The organism is Rhizobium redzepovicii, assembly GCF_019793435.1.
GTDB lineage: Bacteria > Pseudomonadota > Alphaproteobacteria > Rhizobiales > Rhizobiaceae > Rhizobium > Rhizobium redzepovicii.
The window spans coordinates 144,643-159,753 of sequence record NZ_JAILYH010000015.1 but is presented as its reverse complement, the minus strand read 5'-3'; the positions used below and the strand labels follow the sequence as shown (position 1 = coordinate 159,753).

Sequence of the window (15,111 nt, the reverse complement as noted above, 5' to 3'; positions counted from 1 at the left end):
CGATTTAGGAGCGCTCAGCTGTCGCCGAGGAAATAAGCTGCAAGGGCTGGAGAAACACGGTTTGCTTCTTATTTCACCGAGGGAATTCGAAACGAAACGCGAAAGGACCCGCGCAATGGCAAAGAACACGATCTGCGTATGGTACGACAAAGACGCCGAGACGGCGGCCCGCTTTTATGCGGCGACGTTTCCCGACAGTGCCGTCGGCGCCGTCATTCGGGCACCGGGAGATTATCCGGATGGCAAGCAGGGGGATGTATTGGTCGTTGAATTCACCGTCGCGGGTATTGCCTGCATCGGCCTGAACGGGGGTCCCACGTTTAAACACAGCGAGGCTTTCTCGTTCCAGATCGCAACCGACGATCAGGAAGAAACCGATCGCTACTGGAACGCCATCGTCGGCAATGGCGGCCAGGAAAGTGAGTGCGGCTGGTGCAAGGATAAATGGGGTGTCTCCTGGCAGATCACGCCGCGTGTCCTTTCCGAAGCGCTGGCGGCAGGCGGTGGTCAGGCAAAACGTGCTTTTGACGCGATGATGACGATGAGGAAAATCGATGTCGCCGCGATCGAGGCGGCCCGGCGCGGTTGAGGCGCCTGCGCGAAATCAATAGATGCCCCGCTGTCAGAACCAGAGGTCGCGCACGCAGCGCCCTTTGGATGGAAGATCTTCGAACGTGTCCAGGCCGTCGAAATGATCGATGGGCAGATCGGCGACGAGATCCGGCGGCGCAAGCCGCATGTTGACTGCCATGCGCCGGCGGCCATCCTTTTGAAGCCGCAGGCCGCGCCAGCTCAAGACGCAGGCGCAGGATGGGCAGAACAAGATTTCGAGAGACGACGTCTCCCGGCCCGAGCGGGTATAGGAGGCGGTTTCTCCGCTGAGAGCGATACGCTCTCCTTCGTAATCATAGGCCCAGAGGGTGCCGTAACGGCGGCAGAGGGTGCAGTTGCAGGCGGTGATCGAGCCGGGATCGCCTTCGAGCGTCCAGCTTGCCTTGCCGCAATGACATGAGCCCGTCAGCATGAGTGTTCCATCCAGCTGTTTCTTCCGGGCATCCTGCCCCAATCGCGAGACGATCACAATTGGGCTTTCAAGCGCCTCGCTTCCCTCCGCTCGCGAGCCCGTTCGGTTAATTTATGAAATTTCTAGTTGAGATGGCGGCCGAAAGATGATCCCATGCGACTTGGCGTAGCCGAGTCCACGCTTCCTCCCAATTTTTGATCCGAGCGATCCATGTCGATTTCCGATGCGATCTACCGTCCCTTTGAAACCTGGATCCGGCCGCTCGACATTCCGTACCGACCGCTTCCTTCTAACGGGCCTGTGGCCGTCCTTCTGCACTTCATTTCGATGTTTCGAGGCGTTCTCATCGCTTTGGCGTTTTCCTCGATGGCAATCGAAGCAATCAACCTCACGATCGTCTGGGGACTTGCGGTCATTGTCGACGGTGTGACCCAAAAGGGCGCGCCTGCTTTCCTGAACAGTGAATGGCCGCTGCTTGCCTTCCTCGGCTTCCTGATTTTTCCAGCCATGCCAATCGCCTCGTTTCTTCTCAACACTTTCAATTCGCATACGCTCGGTGTCGGTATGCCTGCCGCAATCCAGTGGCAGGGTCACAAGGCGGTGGAGCGGCAGGATCTCGCTTTCTTTCACGATGTTTTTGCCGGGCAGGTCTCCTCGCGCCTGTCACAAGTGGCGTCTTCCGTCCAGCAGCAGATCGTTGTCGCCTTCCAGGCCATTCCGCGCTTCCTGTTGCAGATGGTCGGCTCGGTGCTCTTGCTGGTGAGTTTGTCTTGGCAGCTTGCCCTGCCGGTCGTCATCTGGATCGCGCTCAATGTAGCGCTCGCCACCAGGATGGCGCCGGTCTTTACTGAGCGTTCGCGGCGCACCGCCAAGCAGCGCAGCCTTGTCGCCGGTGCTATTACCGATCTCTACACCAACATGCAGATGATCAAGCAGTTTGCGGCTGAAGACAGCGAAGCGGGTGCTATCCGACGAATCATCCAGAAATCCGTGCAGACGCAGCACAGGGAGCAACGCATCTACCGCACGTCGGAATTGATCGTCGTGGCGCTCAACATGATGCTGTGGCTCGCCATGCTTTCTATCGGCTTTTCCGGGCTCATCAACGGCTTTCTCACGGTTGGCGAGTTCGTGGGCGCGGTCTATATCCTGCACCGGCTGTCCGGGCACACCTTTACTTTCTTGCAGATGGGACAGCAGATTTTCCAGGCGATCGGCACGATCAAGGACGCTATGCCGGTCATGACGACGCCGCCGACCATCACCGACCGGCCGGATGCGTCGAGTCTCACGGTCAGCCGCGGGGAGATCCGCTTCGAAAAAGTCCACTTCGCCTACAAGTCGGGCAAGCCGGTCATCGATGCGTTGTCGCTGACGGTGCGGCCCGGCGAGAAGGTGGGCCTGGTCGGTCTCTCCGGAGCCGGCAAGACCACGCTCGCAAATCTGCTCCTGCGCTTCTACGACATCGGCGACGGCGCGATCCTGATCGACGGGCAGGATATTCGAGCGGTCACGCAGTCGAGCCTTCGCCGCGCCATCGGGGTCATCGCGCAGGACGTCGCATTGCTGCACCGGTCGGTCGGCGACAATATCCGCTACGGCCGGCCGGAGGCGACGCGGGACGAGATCGAAGAGGTGGCGAAGATGGCAAGCGCCGATGCCTTCATTGCCGATCTTGCCGACGGCGAGGGCCGCAAGGGTTATGACGCCTTCGTCGGGGATCGCGGCATCAAACTTTCCGGCGGCCAGCGGCAGCGTGTTGCTATCGCCCGCGTTCTGCTGAAGGACGCGCCGATCCTGGTGCTGGATGAAGCGACCTCGGCGCTCGACAGCGAATTCGAAGCCGCCATCCAGGAAAGGCTAAACCTCGTCATGGAGGGGAAAACAGTGATTGCCATCGCCCACCGCCTGTCCACAATCGCCAGAATGGACAGGATCGTCGTGCTCGATCACGGGCGGATCGTGGAGGAGGGCAGACCGGAGGAACTGGTCGAACGCGATGGCCTGTTTGCCCGTCTGTGGAAACGCCAGACCGGCGGCTTCATTCCTGAAGACATTCATGAAGCATTGCCGGCTTCGCCTGCGACCTGACGAGCGACTGGCCATCTCTAAGGCTAAATTGGGATGCCGTCAGCGAACCAAGAGCAGGCGGTCGCCGATCAAGCTCAGGGCGACGCCCATCACGCGCTCCATGCCGGCCTTGAAGCGCAGGAAGCCGGCGGAAACGCGCGGGTTCGAGAAGAAAAAGGCCAGGCCGCAATACCAGAGAGCCGAAAGAAGGAAGCAGGTCAGGGCGATGAAGCAATAGAGCCAAACGGGCGCATGTGCGGGAATGACAAGCGCAAAGATGCTGCCGAAGAAAGCCACCGATTTCGGATTGGTCATGCTGACGACGTAAGCGCGGCGCATGGCGGAGCACCATGCGGCTTCGCTCGGTCCCGTCGGCTTCAAGGGCTTGGACGCGTTGCGGATCATCTTCAGCCCCAGCCAGATCAGATACAATGCGCCGGCCACCTGCAACATCATATGCAGCCATTCGAAATGGGTCAGGAGAAACCCGAGCCCGGCCATCGCCATGACGGCCCAGGTCAGGGATGCGACCGCAATTCCGAGACCCGCAAAGAGCCCGGCAGCGCGGGATACCGACATGCTTGTTTTGGTGACGATGATGAAATTCGGTCCGGGGCTGACGAGGGAGGCGATGTAGACGCTGACGAGCAATGCGAGCGAATTGATATGGTCCATCCGGCTTTCCTACGTTGCTGGCCGGAGTGCCTATGCGAGGCCGGTGGTTATTGAAAGGGCCCATCACTCAAGGGCTGACGGGCCCGCCCGCGGCGCCTCTTGACGATCACGGCGGCAATCCTGCCTACTGCCGGCAAGGGAACCGGGGCAGAGTGGTTATGATCAATCCGTCGAGCAACGCGGGAATGCGCGACCCCGATGTCACCGTCCGTCGCATTCTCAAGGTCAACCATGCGGGCGAGTTCGGCGCCATCAGGATCTATGGCGCCCAAATCCTGATGGCCCGGCGGCTGTTTCCCGGCATCGTGCCGGCGCTCGAAGAAATGCGCGAGGACGAGATCGAGCATTGCCGGCTGTTTCGCGAGGCCATGCCTGCAAGGCGCGCCAGGCCGTGTCGCGTCATGGCCTTCTGGAGCCTCGGTGGTTCCGTGCTCGGCATCCTGACGGCGCTTGGCGGGCGCAACATGATCTGGATTTGCACAGAGGCGGTGGAAAGCACGGTCCATCGCCATCTCGAAGACCAGCTGGCCTTCCTCGCCCAGCGTGATCCCGAACTTCACGCCCTCATCGCGTCGATCCAGGAACAGGAGCTGGCGCATCTCAGGAAAGCCGAAGACAGCCAGAAGAGACGGGGCCTGCGCCACGCCTTGCTCCTGCCCGTCATCGGTGCCCTGACCGACCTGATGATCTGGCTCTCCACCTGGGGAGACTCGAGCTGGATGCGGGCCGAAATGACGCGTGCGGGGAGGGGGTAGGCTTTGATGGGTCAGTTTAGAGGAAGTTATGGCCGCAGAAGAAACGGTAAGCTTTGAGGTCGATGGGTGTCGTGTTGTCGGAACATTGTGTCTGGCGGTCTCGGCAAACGCACCGATTGTCGTGCTTCTCCATGGGTTCGGAGGAACGCGGCACGAACTCATAATTTCTCACACCGGCACCGGTATTCTGGCGCATACGGCGGAGAAGCTCGCGTCTCTGGGGTTTTCGAGCCTTAGGATTAACTTTCGAGGTGTTGGCGAAAGCGGCGGACGCTTTCAAGACGCGACGTACAATCACCAAGTCGAGGATTGCATCGCTGCGATGGACTTCGTCAGCGATCTGCCGTCGGGTGGTCCAAATGCGATATTTCTGCTGGGATGGAGCCAGGGTGGGCTGGTTGCTGCCGCGGCGGCGGGCCGTACAAATCGACCAGCGGCGGTTGCGCTCTGGGCCCCCGTCGGCGAACCCAAAGTTTCCTTTCCAGCCTTGATCGGGCGCGATGTGTATGAACGGGCACTCGCAAGCCGATCGCCTACCAATGTCCAGATGCCGTGGGGCGCGTCGCTAACCCTCGGGCATGAATTCTTTGCCGACGTCGAAAATCTGGATCCGTTAAACGAGATCGCTAACTATCGTGGACGGGTTTTTATTGCTGAAGGTAGCCTGGACACTGCTATTCCTCTGGGAACAGCGGCAAAATTCGCTCAGGCGCACAAGGGTGCACACCAAGTTTGGGAGGCTCCCATGGATCATATCTTCAACACTTCTGAGAACGTCGAGATGCTGGACAAGCTGATCACCGCCACTGCACTGTTTTTCAGTGCCCAACCGATTTGAGGCGAATCAAGATGCGGTACGCGGCTCGATGCCCACTTCGATCCAGGCGGATTTCCTCGGGCACTATTCGACAAGCCCAAGGATCGGGCCGTAGCCGCCGTGCCAGGAGCGGTCGTTGCGGCCCATCGCCGGATGGTAGAGCCCGACACCGTTTCCGCCGTCGAAAAACAACGCGTCGGGGCATTGCAGCTGGTCGCGGAAGAGCCGTGCGAAATCGTGGAAATTCACTCCGTCTTCGCTGATTGCCAAGCGGACCGTGCCGGCCGCGCAGATGCCGATACCGCTTCTGCGGGTTCGATCCGTCGAGCCGGGGATCAAGATCGGGTTCAGCTTGTCGGCGATGACAAGCATCGGACCGGACTGCGTGGCGAACCGCACCTTGGGCGCATTTTTCAGAAATTCATCGGTCGGCAGTATGCCGGCGCCTGCTTCACCAAGAAAGAATACGCCGTTCGGCTTCTTGTAGAAATTCGGCACCTGGCCGGCGGAGCTTTCGGCCTTTGCGGTATTGGCGGGTTTCAATTCCCTGGCGTTTTCGACATACAGCCCCATCGGCGAAAAATCGGCCCGGTACATGCCGGCGTTGACGGCCAGCACCAGCGTCTTCCCCTCGGCGCGAACGGCTTCGGCAAGGCTTGAAAAAGTCCGGTACGGCTCGCCATCGGCGCCCTTCCAGAACAGGCGCAGGTCGGCTTTCCCCGTTTGCAGCGTGCAGACGACGTATTTCGCCTCTTCGAAAGTCTCCTGGTCGCATTGCTCGGCATGGGCCTGATGCAGGGGTGTCATCGTTGCTGCCAGCATCATGGTGGCCGCGAACGCGGCTTGTTTAAAATAGGTCATCGGCGTCACGTCCTTGAGCTGTCTACCATGTGCCTGACAGAGCCGTGCCGGCGAGCAGCACGCCCGTCGGTATATTGGCGAGGAACAGGCGATAATTCAGGTCCGGGCGGGCAAGGTCGATCCGCCGGGTCTGCCACGCAAGCTGGGCTGCGATCACCAGCATTCCGATCGTATAAGGCGACGACATCTCCAGCAGCCAACCCCCGAGCGACCACGCCGCAACGGCCAGAGCATAGAACAAGCCGATCCACAACTTGCCGCGCCGGCCGAACAGGATTGCCGTCGATTTCAGGCCGAGGCGGGTGTCATCCCTGACATCGACATAGGCATAGACCGTATCATAGCCGATCTGCCAGGCGACGGCCCCGGCCCACATCAGCACAGCGCCGGCCGGGATATGGCCGGCAATCTGGGCCCATGCCATCAGCATGCCCCAGTTGAACGCCGCGCCCAGCACGGCCGGGGGCCAATGGGTGAATCGCTTGCAGAGCGGATAGACGAAGACGAGCGGCAGAACCGATATCGCGATCAAACGCGTGTAAGGCGTCAGGAAAAACAGAAGCGAGGCCGCGAGCATCAGTTCGGCTACCAGAAAGACGAAGGCGTGCATCGCACCGATATCGCCGCTTGCGAGCGGCCGAAAACGGGTCCGCTCAACGTGAGCGTCAAAATTCCGATCCGCGATGTCGTTGACCGTGGAGCCGGCGCTTCTCATCAGCAAGGCGCCGAGAGAGAAGATCACGAGTTCACCGAGGTCCGGCAGGCCGTGCGACGCCTGAATGAGGGCAGCCCAGCACGGGAAAAGCGTCAGCCATATTCCGACCGGCCGATCCAGCCGCGCGAGCCGCGTATAAGGCCGCCATGCGACCGGCAATCGGCGATCCACCCAGTCGCCATGGTGGATGTCGCTGAGGTCGGGGTGACTCGAAGTCATCATGAGACAATCCAAATTTCCTGTCGCAGCGGCCGGGATAGCGGCGGCCAGAATAGGAATTTTTGCAAACGGAGCAATGGCCGCCTGCAGCGAGCGGCAGCCTTGGGTCCGTTCCTATTTACCGGCGAATGCGACATGGGGACCGGCGCCGCGATCCGGCGCATCTGCGGGCTGGCCGAAGAAACGTTTGGCCATTTCGGTCGGGCCGATACCCTCCAGATATCGGAAGCCCAGGCTCAGCAATCGGTCCGCGAGCTGCTTGGGATCGAAGTGCGTCAGCCATGGCTCGCCGGCAGCGGCCGTGCGCGACCCCATTTCCGCGGCGCGGGCGCGGCGTTCGGGCGGATAGTTCTCCAAGGGTTCGCTGTAGTCAAAGACGATGGACGAGCTCGGCAGGCCGGCGACGAAGCGCAGCAGGGCAAACACCGACGGTTCCGTGAGATAGGGCACGACGCCGAGCCAGATGAAGAAGGAGGGCGTTTCGAGTTCGAGACCGCAATCGACCAGGCGCGTTCCGAGATCTTCCTGCTCGAAATCGACGGGAACGAATGTCGGCAGATTTTGCGTCACCCCTATCTCGCTCAGCCGCCGCTGCTTCCAGCTCTGCGTGGCAGGATGATCGACTTCGAAGACCTTCAAGCCGGCATGAGGATTGCGCAGTGCGAAGGTGTCGAACCCGGCGCCGAGGATGACGGCCCGGGGACGTGCCGAACGCCGCGCTCTTCCTCTGGTCGCTGACGCATGGCCTTGCCTTGCTGATGATAGACGGCCAGGTCGAAGCCGGAGCCGATCCCGATGCGAAGGTCGAGGAAATCCTGAAGCTCGTCGGCATGGGATTGCCTGCAGCGAGATAGGCTGTTGTCGGCGCGCTCGGCCCATCCTCTCCACACAAGTCCGTCCAGCAGGATTGCTTCGATCCTGAGCATGAGCGAGTGGCACGGAGATCGGGCAAGAAGCCCGAATATTCAATCGCTACCAGGCGGTACGGGCAGTGCCGAGTGCTGTTGTATGCGAGGATGATACCTGCGCGATATGCGTTTTGAGCGACACGACGCAGTTTCCCGGAAAACTGAGTTTGTGCATCGTCAAGTGCTTCAGCAACGCCTCCGCATCGCGCTTCTCAGTAAGCGGAAATGTCACAGTCATGCGAGTTCCTTCCAACGAACACAGTGAGCATCCGATATAGCTAATGTCTAAATTCTTTTGCGCCGCAACAAGAAAATTTTAATGATAAAATTAAAATCGATTAGCTTTTTCGTGTGTCTTTTTAAGATCGTTTGAAATCAGATTCCCGGTCGCGGCTGCCAACGCGCCGACGCAAGGCAGGCTCATCTGCCGTTGCGGGCTGCCCAGCTCCTGAGCCGCAATCCGTTGAGTTTGATGAAGCCTTCGGCGTCGTGATGGTCATAGGCGACGGCGCTTTCCTCGAAGGTGACGAGATCGGCGGAATAGAGTGAGCAGGGCGAGGTGCGGGAGATGACCGTAGCGCTTCCCTTGTAGAGCCGTACCGTCACTTCGCCGCTGACGAAGTCCTGGCTCCGGTCGATCAGAGCCTGCAGCATTTCCCGCTCGGGAGAGAACCAGAAGCCATTGTAGATCAGCTCGGCGTAGCGGGGCATGATCTCATCCTTGAGGTGTGCGGCGGCACGATCGAGCGTGATCGTTTCAATGCCGCGATGCGCCGCAAGCAAAATCGTGCCTCCCGGCGTCTCGTAAATGCCTCGCGATTTGATGCCGATGAAGCGGTTTTCGACGAGATCGAGCCGCCCTACGCCATGTCGACCGCCGAAGCTGTTGAGTTCTGTGAGCAAGGCAGCGGGTGTCATCGCCTGGCCGTTCACGGATACAGGGTCGCCGTTTTCGAAGCCGATGGTGACGGTCTCGGGGGTATCGGGAGCGTCGACAGGATCGACCGTGCGCTGATAGATGTATTCGGGCGCGGCCTCGGCCGGATCTTCGAGGATTTTGCCTTCGGTCGAGGTGTGCAACAGGTTGGCGTCGATCGAGAAGGGCGCTTCGCCGCGCTTGTCCTTCGGCACCGGGATCCGATGCATCTCGGCATATTCCAGAAGCTGCATGCGGGAGCGGATGTTCCATTGGCGCCAGGGAGCAGCGACCTCAATCGACGGATCGAGTGCATTGACGGCGAGTTCGAACCGGACCTGGTCATTGCCCTTGCCTGTCGAGCCGTGGGCAACGGCATCAGCACCGACCTGCCGGGCTATGGCGACCAGATGCTTGGCAATCAGTGGCCGGGCGATGGAGCTGCCGAGCAGATACTGCCCCTCATAAAGCGTGTTGGCGCGCAGCATCGGAAAGACGAAGTCGCGAACGAATTCCTCCCGCAGATCGACGATACGGATGTCCTTGACCCCCAACATTGCTGCCTTCGCCCGCGCCGGCTCAAGCTCCTCGCCCTGGCCGAGATCGGCGGTGAAGGTCACGACCTCGCACCCGTAGGTCTCCTGCAGCCATTTGAGGATGATCGAGGTATCCAAGCCGCCGGAATAAGCGAGCACGATTTTATCTATCTGTCTTGCCATCAACCGTCTCCATATCGATGCTTGCAACGATAGGTCATGTCTTGCGCAACTAGCTTGCGAAGAAGCCTCAAAATTGCGATCGTTTGGCATATTATGCCACTATGAAAGAACTCGGAGCTATAAAGTGCCGAACATCCTTGATGCGATCGATCGCCATATCCTGCGCGTGCTTCAGCGCGACGGGCGCATTTCGAATGTCGAACTGGCAAAGGAGGTGGGGCTGTCGCCTTCGCCCTGCCTGCGCCGCGTGCGGCTCTTGGAAGAGGCGGGTGTTATCGATCGGTATGTTGCTGTGCTGGACCCGGCAAAGGTTGGGGCGGGGCTGACGGTTTTTGCCCGCGTATGGTTCAAGACCCAGGATGCCGAGGTTACGCTGCGCTTCGCCGAAGCGGTCCGGCGGTTTCCCGAGGTGATGGAGTGCTACCTGACGACAGGAGAATGTGATGCCGTGCTGCGGATCGTCACTGCCGACCTGCACAGCTATTGGCGTTTCCAGGCCGACCACCTGACCCGCATTCCGAGCGTCCTCAGCGTCAAGACCGATGTGCCGATGGAAACGTTGAAGCGGAGCTACGAACTGCCTTTGCGATAGGTGCGCGTGGCATCCTGCATGTCGGTGGATGGCCAGCCCGGCCTTTCTCGGGATGAGGGCTGGAAGGAGAGGCCAGAGATCACGCGTGCTTAGAAACCAGCGGCAGGAGGGTTCCGCCTTCGCGCGAGCCAGACCATGCTCAAACCCAGCAGCAGGGTCATCACCACATGAGTCATATAATCAAGCGTGGTCTGCGGGCCAACGCCGACGGCGATGGTGAAGGCGCCGACGAGAGTGCCGAGGAGCGCGAAGGTCTGGGCGCAGAGCGCCGCCGTTCGGCTCCATGGGCGGTTGAGGATGAACGAGATCAAGCCGAGCAGAAGGACGGCCGCTATCACCGCTTCGGCGATCATCGCTTGGCGGTGCTCGTGAGCTTCAAGGATAAAGCCGGCATGGGTGAGCGAAGCGGTGGCATAGAGGCAGGTTTCAATCAGGAAGAGGATCGTGAGGGCATTCATGGCGTCTCTCCTTGGCAGCCGATGAGGGACCGATTGCTCCATCTCGTGACCTTGCGCCGATCTTTGTCGATACTAAGCGCTGCCATTGTCCGCTTTCAAAATATGGCCAGTCGTCGCCTTGCCTACCGCCTCCGAAACATGATTTCGAATGGCGTCCGCACTTTCCTGCGGTGACGCGAAAGTGACATCCAGGACGAGGGTGTTTTGATGTTGAGGATCGAGAACGCAAGCTTGTCGGCTGCGTTTTCTCGACGCCTCCGCATCTGTGGATTTCAGGTGGGCACGGCGTGCCGGTGTCGAAATCCGGCGCGCCAACTCGTCCTCATCGCAGAGCAGCCGCACTGGCACCAGCAAGGCTTGGCGTTGTTGTGCTGCGGCAGCAATTTGCTGAAACGTGCGCATGCTTCGCTGATCGCCGTCAATCCCGGCATGCGTGAAGATGAAATTGGCCGAAGGCGCGCTATAGGCCACGATCGCATCCAAGACGGCTTGCCGAACCCTGCCGGTGTATTCCCATATTCCTTCCGGGAGGGGGGACGTCCCGCCGTCATCCAGGAGGCGCAGTATCGGGTTGTTGAACCAGTGATTGTCGATAATCTTTGCGGGGACAAGCGGACTTAATTCTTTGGCGATCGCGAGTTTGCCGACGCCCGGAAAACCGATCAGCAGAATGAAAATATTCATACGGAGCAACGTCCCTCATTCAATCTGGATATGGATATGGTCGTCGTGGCGGGCGGCACGGCAGCCTTGGAAGCGGACGTGGCTGTCGGTGATGCCAAGCGCGTTCTTCAGATGCGGCTCGATGAAGATTTTCTGCAGGCCGAAGCGTGCCACGCCTTCGCTGGTCAGCCAGGCGACCGCGGCCGATGTGCGCTGCTCCTCGATGCCATAGGCCGGAAACAATGGCTGCAGCGCGTCGAAATCCCAGCGTGTGGTCAGCCAGTCGTTGCGGCCTTGGCATGGCAGTTCGTCGCCTGGTGCCGGCTCTTCGAAGGCGAAATAGCCGATCGGGGAGCGGGTGGCGCCATTCAGGAAGGCGCCGTCGGCATTCTTGTAATAATAGGCGAAGTCGAGCTTTTTCCCGTCAGCATGCGACAGATGCGGCAGCAGCGGAAAGCCGTTTACGAAGGGGAAATTTGAATCGAGCGCAACGGTGACGGTGCCCGGAAATTCCTTGTCCATGTGAGCGGCAAGCGCCTTTGCCAGATCGCGCAGGTCAGGCGTGACGTAATTGCGGTTCAGCAGGCAATAGATCGGGGAGCGGATCACCAGCCTGTCAGTGGCGACCGATCTGCAGGAGAGGGGAACGCGCCCGAACATCGGGGCTGCGAGGCCCGCGGCAAACGACGCACCGGCATAAAAAAGCAGGAAGATGGTCAGCTTTGCCAGAAAGCGGCGGATGCGCCAGGCGCGTGACGCGGCGAGGGCGATGACATAGGCGACGCCGCCGATCTGCGTGAGCAGCGTCAGAATGACGACGATCAGGACGTGGAGGGTAAAACGGGACACTGGGAGAGCCTTGCGGGACGTTGTCATCCCATAGGCGAGGGGATGCTGATCGGCAAGATAGCTGCAGGCCGGCGACCGGCCAGTGCGCTCCAAATTGACAGCGGCAGTTATCTGACTTAAGTCAGATAATATGGTTTGCGATCCTATCTCTCGCGTCCGTCGCTTCAACCGTGCCGTCACCTCCGAGGTCGGGGCTCTCGACAGCTCGTTCCTCGGACGCGGACGTCCGCTGGGGGCTGCCCGCGTGCTCAATTCGATCGGCCGGGGACAATCGGATGTTGCCGCGATCCGCGATTATCTGGGCCTCGACTCCGGCTTGATGAGCCGCCTGCTGCGCAGCCTGGAAGAGGAGGGTTTCATCGAGACGGTGCCGAACGCTGAGGACGCACGTCGCCGCGTCGTCAGATTGACCGAAAACGGCCGGTCCGAGTTTCAAGCCTATGAAGCGCTTTCCAATGCGCAGGCGGAAGCATTTCTGGCGCGCCATCGCCGTCCGGAAGAACTTCTGTGCGCCATGGATATGATTGCTTCCTCGCTGAAGCGCGACCAGATCGTGATCGAGGAGAAGGACCCTCGGCACGAGGATGCCCGCTATTGCCTAAGCGAATATTACGGCGAACTTGCACGCCGCTTCGAGAAGGGTTTCGATGTGTCGCTGTCCCGCGATCCCGATGCCACGGATATGATCCGTCCGCGCGGTGCGTTTCTGGTGGCCATGTCCGATGGCCTGCCGATCGGCTGCGTTGGAATGAAGGGCGATGGCGGCGAGGTCGCAGAGGTTAAGAGATTGTGGGTCGCCCCATCCGCACGTGGTCTCGGGCTCGCAACATGCCTGATGACGGCCGCCGAGACCATCGCCCGCGAACTGTCCGTCAAGCTCCTGCGCCTGGATACGAACAGCGCGCTTTCCGAGGCGCAACAGCTTTATCGCGGAAGCGGCTGGGTTGAGATCGGCCGTTTCAATGACGACCCATATCCCGACACGTTTTTTGAAAAGCGTCTTTAGAAGAAGTTCGATGGATCGATGGCCCTACTGGTGAGCCAGATGCTTCGACAGTTCGGCCAAAAGCCTGTCGCGGTCGGTGGTCGTCTGGACAAGATCGACGGCGGCGGTGACGGCGCGGCGTCCTTCGACGCTGTCGACGTCAACCTTCCTGTCGGAGCACCATTGCCGAACGGCATCGGTGACGAGGATTATTTCGCGGTCGTCGAGGTAAATCAGGGATTGGAGCATCACGCGCACTCCGTTGACCGGCAAGAACCCGCAGCAACTCTTAAGCGGTCCCGCCGAAAAATCTTATGGCCGACAATATAATTTTACGCTTATAAAATGCGAACACCACTGCCATTTTAGAATGGTGCGATGACGTACGGTTCCGGGCCGGCTCCAGGGGCCAACGGGATGTATTGACGGCCGTCAGACCGGCACCTGCTAAGGATTGTCTGATCTTCTGCATCGGGGTTTCGGTCTTGATGTTGCGGACGCTTTGGATGCGGCTAGGCTGCCGGTGCTTCCGACCGTCGTCATCGCCATCTTTGCCGCAGACATCCTGCGGCATGCGCGCTGGCAAAGGCGATATCAAGTCAGATCGGCGGCTGGTTTATTTTGCCAGCACGATATGTGTGGCGTGTTCAGTGGCGACATGCTCGGCGACGCGGAAGCCGTGGGCGGGCAGGTCGATGCCGGCGAACATCGCTTCTCCCTTGCCGAGCACGACGGGCGAGATGGCGAAATGCAATTCGTCGATCAGGCCGGCTTGCAGATATTGGCGGACGGTGCTGACCCCGCCGCCGATTTTCACGTCCTTGTCGCCGGCCGCAGCCTTCGCCTTTTTAAGTGCATCTTCGATGCCGCCGGTGATGAAGTGAAAGGTCGTACCGCCCTCCATGACGAGGGGTTCGCGCGGGTAGTGCGTCAGGATAAAGGTTGGCGCGTGATAGGGCGGGTTCGGCCCCCACCAGCCCTTCCAGCTCTCATCAGGCCAATCGCCGCGAATGGGGCCGAACATGTTGCGCCCGAGAATGAAGGCGCCGAAATTCGCCATGCCGCGGGCGGCATAGTCCTCGTCAATCCCTTGTGAACCGTCGTCCTTTCCCTGCATCGCGCGGAAAGTGCTGGTATGGAAAAACCATTGAAACATCTCGGCTCCGCGTTTGCCGAGCGGATCTTGCATGCTTTGTTCCGGACCCGCACCGAAACCATCTACGGACAGGGAAAACCCTGCGACACGCACCTTTGACATGTTCTCCTCCATCTAATTGCGATTTGAAACCGGTTGCGTTATCTCACGAGTGATCCTATATTGCAACCAGTTTTTTCTAGGAGTGCATGTCGTGGATATCGAACTGCGGTCGGGCTGCCCGATCAACCTGACGATGGAGGTGCTGGGCGACAGGTGGAGCCTCATCATCATCCGGGACATCATGTTTGGCAACCGTCGCCATTTCCGCGATCTTCTGACCCATTCGGAAGAGGGGATCGCCTCCAACATCCTGGCGGCGAGGCTGAAGCGCCTGCTCTCGCTGGGGTTTATCAGCAAGCGGGACGATCCGAGCCACAGCCAGAAGGCAATCTACAGCCTCGAGGAGCCGGCCATCCAGCTTGTTCCCGTCTTCGCTATGATCGGCGCCTGGGGGCGGCGCCATCTGCCTGTCAGCGAGGAGCTGAGCATCCGGGCGCAGCTTCTCGAAGAAGGCGGGCCGCCGCTCTGGGACGACTTCATGAAGGATCTCCGGCAAATCCATATCGTCGATCCGATCGGCGGAGCCAACGGCACGCGCACCTCGGCGGTGCTGGCCAAGCTGACGGCGGCGTTCCTCGAGGTCCGAGCGAAATCGTCGGCGCTGGCCTCCTGATATCGTGGGAAATC

17 protein-coding genes and 2 pseudogenes are annotated in these 15,111 nt (G+C 60.1%); 8 read left to right on the top strand and 11 right to left on the bottom strand.

What is annotated here, in order from left to right:
• The first annotated feature begins 115 nt into the window (after positions 1-115).
• Positions 116-589, top strand: a complete 474-nt coding sequence (locus K6N12_RS23565; RefSeq protein ID WP_097626067.1) for a VOC family protein — start codon at positions 116-118, stop codon at positions 587-589.
• Between the two features lie 33 nt (positions 590-622).
• Here the strand turns inward: K6N12_RS23565 and K6N12_RS23560 are convergent, their stop codons facing one another.
• On the bottom strand, positions 623-1,024 hold the full coding sequence (locus tag K6N12_RS23560) for a GFA family protein (protein WP_097625943.1): 402 nt from the start codon (positions 1,022-1,024) through the stop codon (positions 623-625).
• Between the two features lie 210 nt (positions 1,025-1,234).
• Between K6N12_RS23560 and K6N12_RS23555 the strand changes: the two genes are divergently transcribed.
• Positions 1,235-3,115 (top strand): ABC transporter ATP-binding protein, encoded by a 1,881-nt coding sequence (locus K6N12_RS23555; protein WP_097625942.1) that lies wholly within the window; start codon positions 1,235-1,237, stop codon positions 3,113-3,115.
• Between the two features lie 39 nt (positions 3,116-3,154).
• Here the strand turns inward: K6N12_RS23555 and K6N12_RS23550 are convergent, their stop codons facing one another.
• The gene (locus tag K6N12_RS23550; protein WP_097625941.1) at positions 3,155-3,769 is read right to left on the bottom strand and encodes a LysE family transporter; all 615 of its coding nucleotides are present in this window, start codon (positions 3,767-3,769) and stop codon (positions 3,155-3,157) included.
• Between the two features lie 158 nt (positions 3,770-3,927).
• On the opposite strand from K6N12_RS23550, the gene K6N12_RS23545 reads away from it, so the two are divergent.
• Positions 3,928-4,524 (top strand): demethoxyubiquinone hydroxylase family protein, encoded by a 597-nt coding sequence (locus tag K6N12_RS23545; RefSeq protein ID WP_097625940.1) that lies wholly within the window; start codon positions 3,928-3,930, stop codon positions 4,522-4,524.
• A 28-nt stretch (positions 4,525-4,552) separates the two neighbouring features.
• Positions 4,553-5,362, top strand: a complete 810-nt coding sequence (locus tag K6N12_RS23540; RefSeq protein ID WP_097625939.1) for an alpha/beta hydrolase — start codon at positions 4,553-4,555, stop codon at positions 5,360-5,362.
• A gap of 63 nt (positions 5,363-5,425) precedes the next feature.
• Here K6N12_RS23540 and K6N12_RS23535 read toward each other — a convergent pair whose 3' ends face one another.
• From K6N12_RS23535 to K6N12_RS23525, 3 genes and pseudogenes are all read right to left on the bottom strand, one after another.
• Positions 5,426-6,202: a phosphodiester glycosidase family protein gene (locus K6N12_RS23535; RefSeq protein ID WP_097625938.1), complete on the bottom strand. Its 777-nt coding sequence runs from the start codon at positions 6,200-6,202 to the stop codon at positions 5,426-5,428.
• A 22-nt stretch (positions 6,203-6,224) separates the two neighbouring features.
• Positions 6,225-7,139 carry a 4-hydroxybenzoate octaprenyltransferase gene (gene ubiA / locus K6N12_RS23530; protein WP_131711774.1) on the bottom strand — a complete coding sequence of 305 codons (915 nt, stop codon included), beginning with the start codon at positions 7,137-7,139 and terminating at the stop codon, positions 6,225-6,227.
• Positions 7,140-7,250: 111 nt separating this feature from the next.
• Positions 7,251-7,835, bottom strand: a pseudogene (locus K6N12_RS23525) (class I SAM-dependent methyltransferase); the annotation flags it as partial.
• Between K6N12_RS23525 and K6N12_RS23520 the strand changes: the two are divergent.
• Positions 7,832-7,990 (top strand): annotated as a pseudogene (locus tag K6N12_RS23520) (TetR-like C-terminal domain-containing protein); the annotation flags it as partial. The pseudogenes K6N12_RS23525 and K6N12_RS23520 overlap by 4 nt on opposite strands.
• 474 nt (positions 7,991-8,464) lie before the next feature.
• Here the strand turns inward: K6N12_RS23520 and K6N12_RS23515 are convergent.
• The gene (locus K6N12_RS23515; protein ID WP_331813658.1) at positions 8,465-9,769 is read right to left on the bottom strand and encodes an argininosuccinate synthase; all 1,305 of its coding nucleotides are present in this window, start codon (positions 9,767-9,769) and stop codon (positions 8,465-8,467) included.
• 34 nt (positions 9,770-9,803) lie between these two features.
• Here K6N12_RS23515 and K6N12_RS23510 point away from each other — a divergent pair, with 34 nt between their 5' ends.
• A complete protein-coding gene (locus K6N12_RS23510; RefSeq protein WP_097625935.1) occupies positions 9,804-10,271 on the top strand; it encodes an Lrp/AsnC family transcriptional regulator in 468 nt (155 codons plus the stop codon).
• An 89-nt stretch (positions 10,272-10,360) separates the two neighbouring features.
• Here K6N12_RS23510 and K6N12_RS23505 read toward each other — a convergent pair whose 3' ends face one another.
• From K6N12_RS23505 to K6N12_RS23495, 3 genes are all read right to left on the bottom strand, one after another.
• A complete protein-coding gene (locus tag K6N12_RS23505; RefSeq protein WP_131711772.1) occupies positions 10,361-10,729 on the bottom strand; it encodes a hypothetical protein in 369 nt (122 codons plus the stop codon).
• 72 nt (positions 10,730-10,801) lie between these two features.
• Complete coding sequence (locus K6N12_RS23500) at positions 10,802-11,413, bottom strand: DEAD/DEAH box helicase family protein (protein ID WP_097625934.1); 612 nt, start codon at positions 11,411-11,413, stop codon at positions 10,802-10,804.
• Positions 11,414-11,428: 15 nt separating this feature from the next.
• Positions 11,429-12,241, bottom strand: a complete 813-nt coding sequence (locus K6N12_RS23495; protein WP_097625933.1) for a hypothetical protein — start codon at positions 12,239-12,241, stop codon at positions 11,429-11,431.
• 130 nt (positions 12,242-12,371) lie between these two features.
• Between K6N12_RS23495 and K6N12_RS23490 the strand changes: the two genes are divergently transcribed.
• Entirely contained in the window at positions 12,372-13,247 is an 876-nt protein-coding gene (locus tag K6N12_RS23490; protein WP_222148980.1) for a bifunctional helix-turn-helix transcriptional regulator/GNAT family N-acetyltransferase, read from the top strand.
• Between the two features lie 24 nt (positions 13,248-13,271).
• On the opposite strand, the gene K6N12_RS23485 is transcribed toward K6N12_RS23490, so the two are convergent.
• Together K6N12_RS23485 and K6N12_RS23480 are read right to left on the bottom strand one after the other, a co-directional pair.
• Positions 13,272-13,475, bottom strand: coding sequence for a hypothetical protein (locus K6N12_RS23485; RefSeq protein WP_097625931.1), 204 nt, complete (start codon positions 13,473-13,475; stop codon positions 13,272-13,274).
• 367 nt (positions 13,476-13,842) lie between these two features.
• Positions 13,843-14,484: a dihydrofolate reductase family protein gene (locus K6N12_RS23480; RefSeq protein ID WP_131711771.1), complete on the bottom strand. Its 642-nt coding sequence runs from the start codon at positions 14,482-14,484 to the stop codon at positions 13,843-13,845.
• Positions 14,485-14,575: 91 nt separating this feature from the next.
• On the opposite strand from K6N12_RS23480, the gene K6N12_RS23475 reads away from it, so the two are divergent.
• A complete protein-coding gene (locus tag K6N12_RS23475; RefSeq protein WP_097625929.1) occupies positions 14,576-15,097 on the top strand; it encodes a winged helix-turn-helix transcriptional regulator in 522 nt (173 codons plus the stop codon).
• The last annotated feature ends 14 nt before the right edge of the window (positions 15,098-15,111 follow it).